Consider the following 16,211-nt stretch of genomic DNA (forward strand, 5'->3'; position numbering starts at 1 on the left):
AATATATACTTTGAAAAAAAGTGATGTTTTTTGTCACACTGCCGTGCCTTTTTTCTTATTTGTAAAATATCCTAAAGTAATGACGATGATAACCATAATTACAGCAAACCAGTTATGAAGCAAAGGATACCCTTCGATATACGGAAAAACATAACGATCTTCCACAACCATTTCAGCTGCAGTAAAGGCGAGAATGCCTGCACCGAAGTAGATGAGTAATGGGAACTTATCCATTAAGACAAGGATAATGCGACTGCCCCAAACTATAATCGGCACAGATACTAACAGTCCTATTATGACGAGGGTAATGTTATTGTGTGAGGCACCCGCAATGGCTAGTACATTATCGAACCCCATGACGATATCGGCAAATACAATTGTTTTTACAGCTGCAATCAAACTATCACCTGCATTAATATTTCCCGTTTCTTCCGTATCTGTTAATAATTTAATGGAAATGTAAAAGAGAAGCAGTCCTCCTATTAATTGAAGGAAGGGTATTTGGAGAAGATAAAGAGCAACCATCGTCAAAAGTACTCTTGCGACAATGGCAAGACCAGTCCCAAGTAAAATTGCTTTTTTTCTTTGTTCAGGTGGTAAGTTTCGGCTGGCAAGAGCGATGACAACGGCGTTATCACCGCCAAGAATAATGTCAATACTAATAATGATAAGTAATGGTTCGAGCAAGTCCCAGTTCATTGAAAAATCCTCCTGCTATGTAGTGACAAACTTTGGGTAATAAGCTAAAATTAGAACTCAACACCCACTAATAGGGCCTACCTTCATGATATTCTTGACACAATTGGTTATATGCTGAATTCGAGCAATTTGTTTTCCAAACAGCCACTGCTGTCATACAATAGAAGTACATCAACCCTTACATCTCCATATCATGACGGTTGAAGCTTAAGCCTAACGGGTAAAGTTTTATAAGCGACAAAAGGGTGAGTGTTCCCTTCCCCCTTAAAACATGACAAGAAGGGAGAGAAATTATATGGAAATAGAACGTATTAATGAAAACACTGTTAAATTTTACGTCACATATCAAGATGTAGAACAAAGAGGTTTTGATCGGGAAGAGATCTGGTATAATCGTGAGCGTAGTGAGCAACTTTTTTGGGAAATGATGGATGAAGTCAATGATCAGGAAAACTTCCAGGCAGATGGTCCTTTGTGGATTCAAGTCCAAGCTATGGACAAAGGCCTAGAAGTGATTGTTACTAAAGCCCAAGTATCTCAAGATGGCCAGAAGCTTGAACTGCCGAATGAAGACGGTAAGGCAATTGATGTTCCAGTCGACGAAAAGCTGGAGTCTCTGCTTGATGATAAATACCATTCCACTTCTGACTTTGAGCAAAAGGATGAGAATGAACATGAGGTTGAGTCCGATGAACCGTTGACTTTCACCCTTAAGTTCAATGAATTTGAAGATGTCATTCAATTAAGTCATTACTTGTCAGCTAGTGGGGCTATCGAGCAAAGGTTATTCCATTTCGAAGAACGGTACTATTTATATATTCAGTTTATTGATGAAAATATGAGTGATGATGAACAGGAAAATGTTCTGAGTCAACTTATGGAATTTGGTCAAGAATCAAATCTTACGGTGCACAGGCTTGAGGAATATGGGAAAACCATTTTCAATGAACGTGCACTAGAGTCAATAAAAGATTATTTTCCAGTTGAGTAATTCGACGAGCACACAAACACGTGTGCTTATTTTTTTGTTTGTAGAGGAAAAATATGGTGGGGTGTCGAAAGTAGTATTGGAGGTGTAACAAAAGATGTTATATGCATTCAATTCAGAAAGTGAATGGAAGTCACTTTATCATTTGTCGCCTAAAGCCATAAAAGCCGCAAGGGAAGAACGGTTTTATTGTCCAGTTTGTCGGTCGCCGTTGCAAATAAGGGCAGGAACTAAGATGATCCCACATTTCGCTCACTTACCTAAAAGTGGTTGTGAATTAGCTAAAGGTGGAGAGTCAGAAAAACATGAAAGAGGTAAGTGGACTATTTATAAATGGCTCCAAAATCAAGGTTTCAATGTAAAACTGGAGTATTATTTAGATCGTATCCAACAGAGGCCTGATATATGGCTGAAGATCAACAACAAACGTATTGCGATTGAATATCAATGTGCCAAAATCCCTATTCCACATATCATTAAACGTACAGCTTCCTACAGAAAAGAAGGAATCATCCCATTTTGGATCCTTGGACATGAACATTTTCAAAGAGCTGGCCCCGGACAAATCTTCCTCAACGAATTTACTCGTACTTTCCTTTATTATTGGTCCTCTTCTTATCATCTTTTTTTCTTCGATCCATTTAATGAATCTTTTATACATCTCACTCATATGCGGCCAGGAGTAGGTCGTTATACTTTTGCTGATATAGCTATCCACTCTTTAAAAAAACTCACCTTTCCCCATTTGTTGTCCACCCCGGAATCTTTACAAAATCCAACGAAAATTTTCCTTAATCACTGGGCCAATCAGTGGAATCAGAACCGGACGATTTATCGAAAACAAGTCAACTCGGAAGAGCGTCACTACCGGCAATTCTTATATTTAAAAGGGGAGCATTTTTCTCTTATTCCCAGCGCTTGTTTTTTACCGGTTAAGGGTCAAATTCATTTAGGTACTAAACCATTTATATGGCAGACGCGTCTAATTTGCGATTACTTCATTCCATTACCTCTTGGTTCCCCGATTACTTTTCCTCAAAAGGTTTTTACACCAACACCAAACGGTTACACTCCAGATTTGTATCAACAATATTTGATCCTATTGGCACAATTAAATATCATAGAAAAAACAGGGAAGAATATCTTTATCAAGAACAAAGAGATAAAATTTCATAAACGGATGGAAGATGCTCTGGAAGATGACCGCAGAATTTTAGAGTGTTTAAAAAAACTACAAGAAAATAATAAATAAGAAGGGATTCGTCTACAAATCGAGAAATTTTTAGGGTGACGAATTATTTTGAAGGAGGATGTTTGATGTCGTCTGCAAAAGAACTACCAAAGAGAGAAGAAATACCTGTTGAAAAGACATGGGATCTCGAGTCCATGTTTTCTACAGACGAAGAATGGTATAAAGAGTTAGAAGAAGCTAAAGAGTTATTACCTGAAATTGAGAAATTCCAAGGAAAGCTGGGAGAGTCTCCTGAACAGCTGTATGAATTACTTTCTTTTCAAGATGAAATTTCTCATAAAATAGGATTGCTATATACTTATGCTCATATGAGAAACGACCAAGATACGACAAACTCCCATTATCAGGAGATGAATGCCAAAGCAGAAAATCTATATACTAAAATTGCATCTGCTATGAGCTTTATCGTTCCGGAAATTCTTGCCCTACCAGAGGGTAAAGTGAAAGAATTCGTTAAATCGTATGAACCTCTTGAACTTTATGAGCATACGCTTGATGAAATAACACGTCAGCGAGCGCATGTTTTAAGTGAAAAGGAAGAAAAACTCCTTGCTGGTTTTTCTGAAATTGGGGCAAATCCTTCCCAAACATTTGGAGCACTAAATAACGCTGACCTTACTTTTCCAACAATCAAGAATGAAAAAGGGGAAGAGGTTGATCTAACACATGGTCGTTATATAAACTTCCTGAAGTCGGATGATCGTGAAGTACGTAAGTCTGCATTTGATGCAATGTATGATACATTCGGTTCATTTAAGAATACATTTGCTTCCACTCTTGGTGGCCATGTGAAAAAGAACAATTATAATGCGACAGTTCGTAAATATGACCGTGCTCGTCAAGCGAAGTTAGATAATAATAACATCCCGGAATCTGTTTATGACAATCTGGTAGAAGCAGTAAATGAGCGACTTCCATTACTTCACCGTTATGTCGAGCTTCGAAAAGAGGTTCTTGGTCTAGATGAAGTTCATATGTACGATCTCTACACTCCGCTTGTAAAAGATGCTGATATGGAAGTTACTTATGAACAAGCCCAGGATCTCGTAATCAACGGTTTAGAGCCTCTAGGGGAAGAATATGTGAACATCGTTAAAGAAGGGTTCAAGAATCGGTGGATCGATGTAGAAGAAAATAAAGGTAAGCGTAGTGGAGCTTATTCTTCGGGTCACTACGGAACGAACCCATATATTTTGATGAATTGGCAGGATAACGTAAATAATCTGTTCACCCTTGCGCATGAACTTGGCCATTCGCTTCACAGCTATTACACACATAAAAACCAACCTTATCGTTATGGCAATTATTCAATCTTTGTGGCAGAAGTCGCATCCACTTGTAATGAAGCATTGCTGAATGACTATATGATTAAGAATACGAATAGTGATAAGGAAAAGTTATATTTGCTTAACAACTTCTTAGAAGGATTTCGTGGCACCGTTTTCCGTCAAACGATGTTTGCGGAATTTGAGCATGAAATTCATATGCAAGCCCAGAATGGTGAAGCACTGACTGCCGAGAAACTAACGGACATTTATTATGAGCTCAATAAAAAGTACTTTGGTGAAAATATCATTGTTGATGAGAAGATTGGTCTTGAATGGGCCCGTATTCCTCATTTTTATATGGGTTATTATGTGTATCAATACTCTACGGGTTATGCTGCTGCTCAGGCACTCGCAGGACAGATTCTCGAAGAGGGAGAGCCGGCAGTCGATCGCTATAAGAGCTTTTTGAAAGCAGGTAGCAGCGATTACCCAATCGAAGTTTTGAAGCAAGCGGGAGTAGATATGACATCCAAAGATCCTATCCTCTCCGCACTTGATGTTTTTGAAGAAAAATTAAATGAAATGGAACAGCTATTGAAGAAATAAGTATAACGCCCTTGAGGGAAAGATCCTCAAGGGCGTGTTTATTTGAATCCTCGAAACGTTTTTTTGTGTGATTTTATGGAAATGGCGGCGAAGATGGTAATGAATAAAAGTGGAGATGTTATATATAAAGGATAAAAGTGCATGAGAGCAAGTAAGTGAAATACACAAATGGTGAGTATTAATAAGGCAATCGCAATCAATTTCCATATTCTCAAGTATATCGCCTCCCTGTAACATCTTATGATTACTTGTGTAAATATTATTCTGCCATTAAAGCTCCCTATTCTTGAAGACTCAGTTTCGAGATGTTTCCGGGGTTCGTTGCCTTGTTGGGCGTCAGGGGTGATTGGGAAGCTACTCGCTTTCCTGTGGGGGAGCGCCGAGCTTCCTCGGACTGCGTCCTGCGGGATCTCGCCTATCGGTAGTGACCCCTAAAAGTTAGAGTTTTTATCTTACACAGCTGATTGGCTGGTTTGAGTCTGGAATTGTACTGGACTTAAGCCAGTCAATTTTTCTTTTATCCGTTCATTGTTGTAGTAGTAAATGTACTCTTCTGTTTCACTTTTTAACTCTTCGTAAGACACAAGTTCTTCCCCATAGTACATCTCTTGCTTGAGGATCCCGAAGAAGTTCTCCATGGCCGCATTATCTGCACAGGCTGCTTTTCTAGACATACTTTGAAAGACTTTGTTTTTCTTTAATGTTTGTACCCACTTGTTATGTTGGTAGTGCCAACCTTGATCGGAATGAATGGTGGTGCGGTATTTTGCCTCATTTCCTATAACTTTCAATGCTTCCCCTAATGGCTCTAGAACGAAGTCTAATGTGGGGCTATTTGAGATTCCAAAAGAGATAACTTCTCCATTGAATAAGTCCATAATAGGGCTCAAATACAGTTTCTTATCTCCCGCACATCTAAATTCGGTCACATCAGTTACGAGTTTTTGGAGAGGGATCGTTGTATGGAATCTACGGTTTAAGCTTTTTTTGGCTACTTTTCCAACTTTACCTTTATATGATTTATAACGTGATTTCCGTGTGAATTTCTCACATTTTAACCCCAGTTCACTCATGATTCGTTGAACTTTTTTGTGGTTGATGACATTCCCTTTCCCTCTTAACTTGAGGGAAATGCGACGACATCCATATTTACCGCCGTGCTTTTTATACAGTTCCTTAATCTTTTCTTTCCACTCTTTATCTGGATCTTCTTTCTGGAATTTCTTTATATGGTAATGATACGTTGCCTCCGGAATGGCTACTTTTTTTAAGACATCTTTTAATTTGAATCCTTCTTTTTTGAGTTCGAATACCAACGCTGCTTGTGCTTTTCGAGGAAGGCATTCGGATTCTTCTGAAAAGCTTCTAACTTTTTTAAATAAGCACAATGATTTATATCCTAGATTACCTCTTAGATACTCGTTTACAATTTTGCACTTAAATTTCTCACTATACTTTGCCATAAAAAATCACCCCAGAAGTTAGATTTTTTCTCTAACTCCTGGGGTGCACTACCGTGTCAGGGAGCTTTTTTAGGATTCGATATATTGCCAGAAGGCACCGTGTTTTACTGGAACTTCACGAACTTTTTGTTTAAGGACGAGTTTTTTCATTTCACGTTTGGCTTCTTGCTCTGTCCAATCATAAACGACGGCTATTTCTTTGTTCGCAACAAAGCGATAGTGTTGCAAGAAATCCTCCAAAGCGGGTTTTATCCCAGGCTTTGGATCTTTTTGAAGCATTTCTTTCAACACTTTCACATATACCTCATAAGCATATAGCCCGGTGATTTTAAGCCCGGCATCTTCCTCAGATTCGTTAAAAATGACGATGGTGGGGGTCGAGTCGACTTCCATTTCATGAGCGAGTTTTAAGTCGCATTGTAAAGCGCGTCGGGCTGCATCGCCATGCAGATCTTTTTTAAATTCTTCTACATCCAGTCTGCTTTTTTCTGCGCATTCAATTAAAATGTTTTCTTTAGAAATGTTTTGCTTTTCAAGAAAAACATACTCCTGAACTTTGCGTAAAAACCTCATTCCTGCTTTTTTCCCTTGCAATTCAGCTGCTTTGACAGCTAATGCTGTGGAAAGGGGAGAGGAAATGGGATTTTCCAGCCAGACATCTCCATCACAACACATTCCTGTGCGAGATCCGGTTTTGTCCCAAGCTTCTTTTAAGTTTTTAGGTTTTTTAATTTTATTCTGGTGTAAGGAGGCAAGTTCTCCGCTAATGATGGGACGGATACTAAAGAAGCGCCCGTATTCGATTGTGAGCTTTTTTAAAAAGGGTTCAAGTGACCAGCATTCCGGACAGAGTGGATCGATGAAGACATAAATTTCAATCGGTCGTTTCAGTAAATTGAAAAAACCACTAGTTGTCCCGCTTGTTTCGCTGTCACTGTTTAAACTTTTCCAACTCACATCGATTCTCCTTTCTCATCTTCTGGTGTATTCATCATATGATTGGCTGTCATCGTCAAACGTTCAAACATGAATGACCTAAACGGCTCTTCAATTTGCACTTCATTCATTGCTCCTGACATGCAAGACAACCAGGCGTCCCGTCTGGTTGGCGTGATTGTAAAAGGTAAATGTCTTGCCCGCAACATTGGATGTCCATGTTCCTCTACATAGAGAGGAGGACCGCCGAAAAATTGAGTCAAGAATTGTTTTTGTTTTCGTATTGTTTCCGTGAAGTCATCTGGGAAAATCGGAATTAGTTCTGGATGTTCACTTACTCTTTTATAAAATGCCTCTACAAGCTCATCAATTTTTTCTTTACCAATTTCATTATATATCGTTCCATGTTCCATAGTATCCCTTCCTGTCTGTTCTTCATTTTAGCAATGAGGGCTGCGGAACGGCAACTATTCTGATTGAAGCTTCGCGTTGTAGAAGCGTTTGATCTTATTATCTGTTTCTCGTTCTGGAATATTGCATGCTTTTAAAATTTCCTGAATGACTTTTTTTCCATCTTCTTTGGAGCTAGCTTCGACTTCAAGCTCATAATCTTCCTGGTCGTAGTATAGACTGTGGTCCAGCACAACCGTTGTTCCTTCGTATCCGATCTCCTTACGCCTGGTCGTCAAAGATCCTAGATAGCGGAGTGATTCGAGGGAGATACCAAGACCCTGAAGTTGCTTTGTGACATGAGGCTTTTCCATCATTTTGTTTTGAATCCAAAGGTTAGCTTCTTCTTCAGTCAATGCATCATGTGTTTCAAGTAATCCTTCTTTATGAGGCTCCTTCAATGTTAAGGTACATTTGCCGTTTTTATGACGAATTCGTAACGCGGCCCCTTTTTGCTTCAACTTCAAGTCGTCTGTTTCAAAATAATAATTGGTTTGTTCCATAAGTTCAACTGATTTGAATGGTAAATAATGATAAACTTGTTGGTATTCCTTTTGTGTCAGTAGATTCTTGAATTCAATTTCAATTTCCTGAGCCATACATATGACCTCCTGATATAGGTTATTGTTAGGCAGGCTGCTTATTCCGCAGGCTAACTTTATGATACAATGAATGGAAGAAAAAACGCACATATTTGCTATTAAGATTGGGTACATAAAGGTGGGCGCTAAATGAATTGGGATATATTTATAGCACCTTATTCACAAGTCGTTGAAGAGCTTAAAATTAAATTAAAGGGGATGCGCCGTCAATTTGAACATGAAGAAGAGCAGTCTCCTATTGAATTTGTGACTGGCCGGGTCAAACCGAAGTCCAGTATTATTGAAAAAGCGAGACGTAAAGCGGTTAATCCAGAAAACATTGAAGAAGAGTTACAGGATATTGCTGGGGTCAGAGTGGTCTGTCAATTTGTCGATGACATTTATGCCGTTGTCAATATGCTGCGTAATCGACATGACTTTGAAATAGTGGAGGAGAAAGATTATGTTTCCCGTAAAAAGGATAGTGGATACAGATCTTTTCACGTTATTATCCGTTATCCGGTAGAAACAATCCACGGAGAGAAAAAAGTGTTAGCAGAAATTCAAATCCGGACTTTAGCTATGAATTTCTGGGCCACAAATGAGCATTCGTTAAACTATAAATATTCGGGTAAAATACCAACAGAGATTAAATCCCGATTAAAACGTGCTGGCGAAGCAGCATTTCAGCTGGATGAAGAAATGTCCAAAATTAAAAACGAAATTCAGGAAGCACAGCGCGCTTTTTTAAGGAAAGAGGAACAGAAGAAAAATCCGAAAAACACGTAAAGGAGTGGTGATCTATGAAGTTCTCGATATTGTCGAAAGGCGATCAAAAATCTAATGAAATCCGTTCAAAAATAAAAAACTATTTAACGGAATTCACACTTGAGTATGATGAAGATGAACCCGATTTAGCTATTTCTGTCGGTGGAGATGGGACCCTGCTCGAGGCCTTTCACACATATGTTCATCGACTTGACAAGACAGCCTTTATCGGCATCCATACTGGCCACTTAGGATTCTATGCCGATTGGATGCCGGAAGAGTTGGAGAAGCTTATTATCGAAATTGCCAAAACACCGTTTCAAGTTGTGGAGTACCCACTCCTTGAAGTTACGATACGCCCTAAAGATGGAAGTGAAGAAGACAGGTATCTTGCTTTAAATGAATGTACGATTAAAACTTCCGAAGGTTCTGTTGTAATGGATATTGAGATCAAAGGGGATCATTTTGAAACTTTCCGTGGAGATGGGCTTTGTATATCGACCCCTTCCGGAAGCACAGCATACAACAAGGCTCTAGGGGGGGCTATTTTACATCCATCCCTGGAAGCTTTCCAAATTGCTGAGATGGCTTCTATCAATAACCGTGTTTTCCGTACCATCGGATCACCACTTATTTTGCCAAGTCACCATACATGTATGTTCAAACCGAAGCATGATAGAAGCTTTTTGTTCACCATCGACCATATTACACGCACCTATAAAGATGTGAAATCCATACAGTGCCGCGTAGCTGAAGAAAAAGTCCGTTTTGCAAGGTTCCGGCCTTTTCCGTTCTGGAAACGTGTGCATGATTCCTTCGTTGCGGATGATTACGGAGACTAATGTCGTTAAGACTTGGCATGTAACGAAAGCCTTCGATGGTGTGTCAATTAGAGATTTTTTAAGCAGTGTAGGTGAATTTTCCCGGCAGCTTCTAAAAAAGGTTCGCCTAAATGGAAAACTTTTCGTAAATGGATTGAAGCGAGAAATATGGCAACCATTGTCTACAGGAGATGAACTAAAGGTCATTTTCCCTGCAGAGGAAAGAGGGGCCATCGTTCCGCATAAAGGTTTACTCTCGATCATTTATGAAGATGAAGACGTCCTAATACTTGATAAACCTTCGGGAATACCTGTGGTGCCACCGTTAGACTCTACAGGGACCTCCATCGCAAACCATTTGCTTTATGAGTATGATAAAAGAGGATACCCATGTACCGTGCACATTGTCACTAGATTGGACCGCGATACTTCTGGGTTAATGTTGATAGCTAAGCATGCCTATAGTCATATGCTATTAACAAAAAACTTGGATCAAGTAAAGCGGCGCTATCAGGCAGTCGTTCATGGATCATTTATGGAAAGAGAAGGACTAATAGATAAACCTATTGGAAGAGAAGAAGGGTCCATTATCCGACGTACAGTCTCTTCTGCAGGCAAGCCCTCAAAAACAATGTTCCAATTAGATAGGTGTGGCACTGACTATTCATTTTTAAAGGTGCGCCTTTTGACAGGACGGACGCACCAAATCCGTGTTCACATGTCCTATCTTGGGTACCCACTTGTGGGTGATACATTGTATGGAGGGAAAGAAGTGGAAGGAACAAAAGGACAAGCATTACATTGTGACCAACTCCATTTCAGGCATCCATGGACGAAAAAAAGAATGACCTTTGTTTCTGATCCTCCGAAAGAATGGAATATATTTGCTTGAGCACTTTTGGTGTTCAAGCTTTTTCATTGTGAGATGAATTGGGAATCTGGGATAAAAAGCCCACTTTATTAGATCGTATTATCTTTCGGGAGCCATCCTGTTTTAGGGGGCTATAGAATTTGATTTGGGCGCCCTTTGGGGAGGAGCCTAAGTTTTGTAAATGGATCCTAAGGTTCTTAGAAGGTGCCATACAACATCAGTCAAAAAAGACAGCGGAAGCACCAGTAGCTTCCGCCGTTCATTAATATCTGAATTTCTCATCTACATATGGCATAGAAGATGGGACACTGACAACCGTTTCCTCTGGAAGACGGAATGCAGTCAGTTTCCCTCCGAACACACATCCTGTATCGATATTGACGGTTTTATTAACAAAACGCGGCTCTCTAACAGGGGTATGCCCATAAACAATCCAGCGGGTTCCATAGTAATGCTGGGCCCAATCACGACGTACAGGTCTACCATCAGGAAGTTTCTCTCCGGTAATATCACCATAGAGGATGAAGGTTTCTATACTTTTACTCTTATGTCCGATGTCTTCTTCCCGAATTCCTGCGTGGGCAACTACTGTTTGTACGTCTTTTAGAATTAAATGGAGGGGAGATTCTTCATACAATTGTTTAAATTGGTTTTTGATTTCTTTTTGCTCTTTTTTAGAAAGTTGACGATATTCAGCTGCTGTGGTTTCAAGTCCGTGTTTTTCCTGCACAGGATTACCTAGGAAAAATCGGTAAAGTTTGTTGCAATGATTTCCTGGGACATAAAGTGCGCCATCTTCTACTACTAATCGATAGACCAGTTTGATACAAGCGATCGAATCCGGTCCCCGATCGGTGATATCACCAACAAATACTGGGGTTCTGTTTTCAGGGTGAATCGGAATTCCGTGTTTCCATTCGTATCCTAGTTCGACAAATAATTGTTCTAATTCATACATGCATCCATGGATGTCGCCGATAATATCATAAGTCATGATCATTCTCCTTATAAATTGAACGTCTACAGAATACTCTGTTTCAGGACAGCGTTAGGTGTATCTGGGTATATACAAAGCTACCGTATTCTATTTATATCCAACTCTTATAGCATATCGGAAGCCGAGTCATTCATTATCCCGCCATGTTCACAATCCATATTATATGGATGATATTTTTCCCGGACTTTAAGATACTAAACATGAATAATGTTTTATTCCAATTAACGAACTTGTTCTGTTAAACTACATGTATCTTCTTGAATGAAATAGAAATTTATATGATTGACAAACGTGTATATCGCAATTAAGATTAAACGGTCAAAAACGAAATAGACGCTGGGGAGGGTTGCTTATGGAACACTTAGATGACCAGGAGCGCCAAGAAGTATGGGCTAATATTCAAGATGCATTATTGAATGACCACATCGATCAATTCCGCGCAGAGTTTCTGGAACTTCATCCTTATGACCAAGCGAGAATTTTTGAGGACCTCGAGGGAGATATACGTATGCAAATATATACGTACTTATCACCAGAAGAGGTAGCAGATGTGATGGAACATATAGATTATGATGAAATCGAACCTTTTTTCACAGAGATGGCCCCTACTTTTGCTGCACAAGTCTTTGCTGAAATGTCTACCGACGATGCGGTCGATATTTTAAATGAGTTAGAAAAAGATAAAGTGGCGAGCTTTTTGACAATCATGGATGATGAAGCTGCTGACGAAATTAAAGACCTGCTTCATTATGAAGAAAAAACAGCAGGATCAATTATGACAACTGAGTTCGTTGTTGTTAAGGCTGGCATGACAATCAAAGAAGCGATGGTCCATTTGCGAACCGAAGCCCCTGATGCGGAAACCATTTATTATACGTATGTCATAGACGAAGATAAACGACTCGTCGGCGTTATTTCGTTGAGAGACTTGATTATATCTGAAGAAGGCTGGCTAATATCTGATGTTATGAACGAACGGGTGGTATCGGTATCAGTTGGGGAAGACCAAGAAGAAGTGGCGCGTATGGTGCGTGATTACGACTTCCTCGCCTTACCTGTCCTCGATTTTCAAGACCATCTGTTGGGCATCATTACCGTTGATGATATTATGGATGTTATGGAAGAAGAAGCAAGTGATGATTATTCTAAGCTTGCAGCAATTTCAGACGTTGACAGCCCTGACGATAATGCTTTTGCTTCTGCGAAAAAGCGATTGCCCTGGCTAGTCATTCTGCTTTTCTTAGGAAGTTTAACGGCGAGCTTAATCGGGCGATTTGAAGAAACCTTGGATAAGGTTGCTATTTTGGCTATTTTCATACCGCTGATCGCTGGTATGGGCGGAAACACTGGTACACAAGCTTTAGCTGTTGCTGTCCGTGGAATCGCCACAGGGGAAATTGAGAAACAAGGGAAATGGAAGATGATGATGAGAGAAGCAGGTACAGGTCTTATTACAGGCGTATCCTGTGGATTCCTTATCATGCTCATCGTTTATATATGGCAGGGGAACTTTTTCTTAGGGTTATTAGTTGGTTTGTCCATTCTTTTAACGTTGATTGTAGCCACACTTGCTGGTTCCCTCGTTCCTCTTATTATGCACCGCTTGAATATTGATCCGGCTGTCGCTTCAGGTCCGTTCATTACAACAGTGAATGACTTGATTTCTATTTTGATTTACTTTGGGATGGCGACAGCATTCATGAATTTATTGATATGAAGGAAGGAGGGTGAGTATGGAACATGGTGCTTCAGTAACTTCTTTAGTTATTGTCATTATCGCAGCATTCATAACTCCCATCTTACTCCACCGTTTTAAGCTGAACTTCATTCCGGTGGTTGTAGCAGAAATTATTGTAGGTTTAATTATAGGGCAGAGTGGTTTTGATATCGTTGAAAATGGAAGTTGGTTGGAAATACTATCCACATTAGGTTTCATTTTCTTAATGTTCCTAAGTGGTTTAGAAATCGACTTTTCCATTTTTGCAAGTAAGAAAAAGAAAGCGAAACCTGAGAATAAAGGGACAGGGGCTCCGAATCCTGTATGGGTGGCGACGATTGTCTTTATTGGAATCTTCGTCATCTCACTTGCTTTATCTTACATGTTCGTTTGGGCTGGTTTTATAGATAATGCATTCTTGATGACTCTGATAATTTCAACGATTTCGCTTGGTGTAGTTGTTCCGACATTGAAAGATGCCCAAATGATGAAAACAACGATTGGACAGACAATCCTTTTGATTGCTGTTATCGCTGACTTGGTTACGATGATCCTCCTTGCTGTTTTCGTTTCCATTTATGGAGAAAGCGGAGGAAATACGTGGCTATTGCTCGTCCTGTTTGCTGCTGGTGTTTTGTTCTATTACATTGGCAAAAGGTTCAGAGATCAATCGTTTGTGGAAACAATGGCAAAGGGAACCATTCAGATTGATACCCGAGCAGTTTTCACACTCATCCTTTTGCTTGTAGCTTTATCTGAAACGGTGGGGGCTGAGAATATTCTAGGAGCCTTCTTAGCCGGAACGCTTGTATCTTTATTGTCACCGAACCCGGAGATGGTGAAGCGTCTGGATAGTTTCGGTTATGGATTCTTAATTCCGATTTTCTTCGTCATGGTCGGAGTGGAAATCGATATTTGGGGATTGTTTACCGATAATCGCGTTCTTATATTGATTCCATTGTTATTTATAGCCCTACTTGTTTCAAAACTTGTTCCTGCCCTTATCTTGAGCAAATGGTATGACAAAAAGACCGTGTTTGGATCTGGTTTTATTCTTACATCCACTTTATCCCTAGTGATTGCAGCCGCTGCCATCGGTAAACGGGAAGGAATGATTGATGACCAGATGGAAGGGGCATTGATACTCGTAGCTGTCCTTACTTGCTTGGTCGCACCGGTGGCATTCAAGAAGATCTATGGGCGCTTTGAAGATGAAGACCACAAAACTGTTGTATCCTTTATCGGATCAAACCGTATGACTCTACCGGTTGTCAGGGAACTTGACATCCATGCTTATGAAACACATTTGTATCATACAAAAGTGGATAAAATTGATGAGCGTATCAGTCGTAACTGTTTTGATATCAAAGAAGTTGAAGGTTACGATGTAGAAAAAATGAAAGAACTCGGAGTCTTTGATGTTGATTTGGTCGTAGCATCCACTGGCGATGAAGAAAGAAATGCTGAAATTGCTAAGTTTGCTAAAGAACAAGGGGTAGAGCGTATAATTGTACGTGTAGAATCACCAGAACTGACTCAAGAGATGAAAGATCTTAACATTAGTGTTTTCTCTGTATTCTTATCATCGAAAGCATTATTGAAAGCGATGATTGAAGCGCCTAACGTCGTGGATATATTGACGAAGCAAGACAGTGCACTCTACCAAATCAATATGAACAATTCCGTTTATAACGGTATGCATCTTCGAGAATTTCCGTTTACAGGTGATGTAATAATGGTTCGTATATTCCGTGGTAAAGACTCCATTGTACCGCATGGGGACACGGAATTGAGAATGGGTGATCGATTAATCGTCACAGGTTCTCATGAGTATGTGGATGAGTTGAAAATGGAACTTGAATATTGTGAATGGTGTTAAGTCTAAAAGCTCCTTCTCTCAACGAGAAGGAGCTTTTTGTTTCGCTATCCTAATTAATTCCATCCCCCACTAAAGCTCCCAATTCTTGAAGACTCAGTTGGGAGACTTTAGTGGGAGTTTAGGGGCTACGGGAAAAGGTTCGTCCGTTTATGTCTCCCAGGGCGATTCCACATTTGAACACTTTCCGTGCGGCGGGCGGTGAGCCTCCTCGAGCTAAAACTCTGCGGAGTATTACCTGTCCCGCAGATCCCAGTTCTTAAACCATTTGAAGTTAAATCTTTTTATGGGATCTTAAACAGTACGAGTGCTATCCAGCTCCAGTGTCTAGCGGCTAGTGAGACTTCCCTCGCTTTTGTAAGATAGGTCAACATCGAACGAATCGCTACGCTCTTCGTGTTTCCTTTATCTCCTCGAACTCCAGGATAGTTCCGGTGTCTAGCCTCTTGAGGTCTTAGGCCTCACAGGAAGTAGAGACGTTCGGTGTTGCAACAGGACGTTGCGAATTTAACCGAACTTCTTTACTAATTATTCCAGGAAGAAGAACACTCCCTGTAATGATTGTTCTTAAGCTTTTCGGCTGACCAAGACACCTCCACATTGGAATGTCCAGTCCATACGCCGCTGACCAAGGCACTTCCGCTTTCACATTAAGAGTCTCACCGTTTCCCTCCGCCCCTTGATAAGTATCTCGCAACCACCTTCAAGTATAGATAGCTTGATATAGGTGAAAGTGCTTTAATCCCAGGCTTGAAATACTATTCTCCCTCTACTCATGGCAGGGTATTGTTGGTAGATGTCAAGCAACACATACGGCAAGGGTTGTGGGAGAAGGAGGTAGGCGAGATCCCGTAGTGCAGCAGACCGCCCGAGGAAGCTCGCCAGGTGCCCCACAGGAAAGCAAGTTGCTTAACTCTG

At 40.2% G+C, this 16,211-nt stretch carries 15 protein-coding genes; 8 read left to right on the forward strand and 7 right to left on the reverse strand.

The annotated features are described in order from the left end of the window. Positions 1-33: 33 nt before the first annotated feature. Positions 34-699, reverse strand: coding sequence for a TerC family protein (locus BMZ58_RS06970; RefSeq protein ID WP_075035831.1), 666 nt, complete (start codon positions 697-699; stop codon positions 34-36). 295 nt (positions 700-994) lie between these two features. Here BMZ58_RS06970 and mecA point away from each other — a divergent pair, with 295 nt between their 5' ends. From mecA to pepF, 3 genes are all read left to right on the forward strand, one after another. After that, complete coding sequence (gene mecA / locus BMZ58_RS06975) at positions 995-1,690, forward strand: adaptor protein MecA (RefSeq protein WP_075035832.1); 696 nt, start codon at positions 995-997, stop codon at positions 1,688-1,690. 94 nt (positions 1,691-1,784) lie between these two features. Further along, a complete protein-coding gene (locus BMZ58_RS06980) occupies positions 1,785-2,939 on the forward strand; it encodes a competence protein CoiA (protein WP_075035833.1) in 1,155 nt (384 codons plus the stop codon). Positions 2,940-3,004: 65 nt separating this feature from the next. Next, on the forward strand, positions 3,005-4,813 hold the full coding sequence (pepF, locus tag BMZ58_RS06985; protein ID WP_075035834.1) for an oligoendopeptidase F: 1,809 nt from the start codon (positions 3,005-3,007) through the stop codon (positions 4,811-4,813). A 452-nt stretch (positions 4,814-5,265) separates the two neighbouring features. On the opposite strand, the gene BMZ58_RS06990 is transcribed toward pepF, so the two are convergent. The 4 genes from BMZ58_RS06990 to BMZ58_RS07010 all read right to left on the reverse strand — a co-directional run bounded on the left by BMZ58_RS06990 (position 5,266) and on the right by BMZ58_RS07010 (position 8,261). Further along, the gene (locus tag BMZ58_RS06990; protein WP_139207305.1) at positions 5,266-6,276 is read right to left on the reverse strand and encodes an IS3 family transposase; all 1,011 of its coding nucleotides are present in this window, start codon (positions 6,274-6,276) and stop codon (positions 5,266-5,268) included. Between the two features lie 69 nt (positions 6,277-6,345). Next, positions 6,346-7,233, reverse strand: a complete 888-nt coding sequence (locus tag BMZ58_RS07000) for a ClpXP adapter SpxH family protein (RefSeq protein ID WP_075035835.1) — start codon at positions 7,231-7,233, stop codon at positions 6,346-6,348. Further along, complete coding sequence (locus BMZ58_RS07005; protein WP_075035836.1) at positions 7,230-7,625, reverse strand: globin domain-containing protein; 396 nt, start codon at positions 7,623-7,625, stop codon at positions 7,230-7,232. The genes BMZ58_RS07000 and BMZ58_RS07005 overlap by 4 nt, the downstream gene beginning before the upstream one ends. 54 nt (positions 7,626-7,679) lie before the next feature. Beyond that, positions 7,680-8,261: a CYTH domain-containing protein gene (locus tag BMZ58_RS07010; RefSeq protein ID WP_075035837.1), complete on the reverse strand. Its 582-nt coding sequence runs from the start codon at positions 8,259-8,261 to the stop codon at positions 7,680-7,682. Between the two features lie 132 nt (positions 8,262-8,393). Here BMZ58_RS07010 and yjbM point away from each other — a divergent pair, with 132 nt between their 5' ends. From yjbM to BMZ58_RS07025, 3 genes are read left to right on the forward strand one after another with little or no spacing between them, the layout of a single operon-like run. Beyond that, positions 8,394-9,032, forward strand: a complete 639-nt coding sequence (gene yjbM / locus BMZ58_RS07015) for a GTP diphosphokinase (protein WP_075035838.1) — start codon at positions 8,394-8,396, stop codon at positions 9,030-9,032. A 14-nt stretch (positions 9,033-9,046) separates the two neighbouring features. Beyond that, positions 9,047-9,853 carry an NAD kinase gene (locus BMZ58_RS07020; protein ID WP_075035839.1) on the forward strand — a complete coding sequence of 269 codons (807 nt, stop codon included), beginning with the start codon at positions 9,047-9,049 and terminating at the stop codon, positions 9,851-9,853. Next, the gene (locus tag BMZ58_RS07025) at positions 9,837-10,724 is read left to right on the forward strand and encodes an RluA family pseudouridine synthase (RefSeq protein ID WP_075036003.1); all 888 of its coding nucleotides are present in this window, start codon (positions 9,837-9,839) and stop codon (positions 10,722-10,724) included. The genes BMZ58_RS07020 and BMZ58_RS07025 overlap by 17 nt, the downstream gene beginning before the upstream one ends. Before the next feature lie 241 nt (positions 10,725-10,965). Here the strand turns inward: BMZ58_RS07025 and prpE are convergent, their stop codons facing one another. Beyond that, positions 10,966-11,697 carry a bis(5'-nucleosyl)-tetraphosphatase PrpE gene (prpE, locus tag BMZ58_RS07030; protein WP_075035840.1) on the reverse strand — a complete coding sequence of 244 codons (732 nt, stop codon included), beginning with the start codon at positions 11,695-11,697 and terminating at the stop codon, positions 10,966-10,968. Positions 11,698-12,052: 355 nt separating this feature from the next. Here prpE and mgtE point away from each other — a divergent pair, with 355 nt between their 5' ends. After that, positions 12,053-13,417, forward strand: a complete 1,365-nt coding sequence (gene mgtE / locus BMZ58_RS07035; RefSeq protein WP_075035841.1) for a magnesium transporter — start codon at positions 12,053-12,055, stop codon at positions 13,415-13,417. A 16-nt stretch (positions 13,418-13,433) separates the two neighbouring features. Continuing rightward, on the forward strand, positions 13,434-15,296 hold the full coding sequence (locus BMZ58_RS07040) for a monovalent cation:proton antiporter family protein (RefSeq protein WP_075035842.1): 1,863 nt from the start codon (positions 13,434-13,436) through the stop codon (positions 15,294-15,296). A gap of 451 nt (positions 15,297-15,747) precedes the next feature. On the opposite strand, the gene BMZ58_RS20780 is transcribed toward BMZ58_RS07040, so the two are convergent. Beyond that, positions 15,748-15,990, reverse strand: coding sequence for a hypothetical protein (locus BMZ58_RS20780; protein WP_139207306.1), 243 nt, complete (start codon positions 15,988-15,990; stop codon positions 15,748-15,750). Positions 15,991-16,211: the final 221 nt, after the last annotated feature.

Origin of the sequence: Halobacillus dabanensis (assembly GCF_900114165.1) — a bacterium.
In the GTDB taxonomy this organism is placed as follows: Bacteria; Bacillota; Bacilli; order Bacillales; family Halobacillaceae; genus Halobacillus; species Halobacillus dabanensis.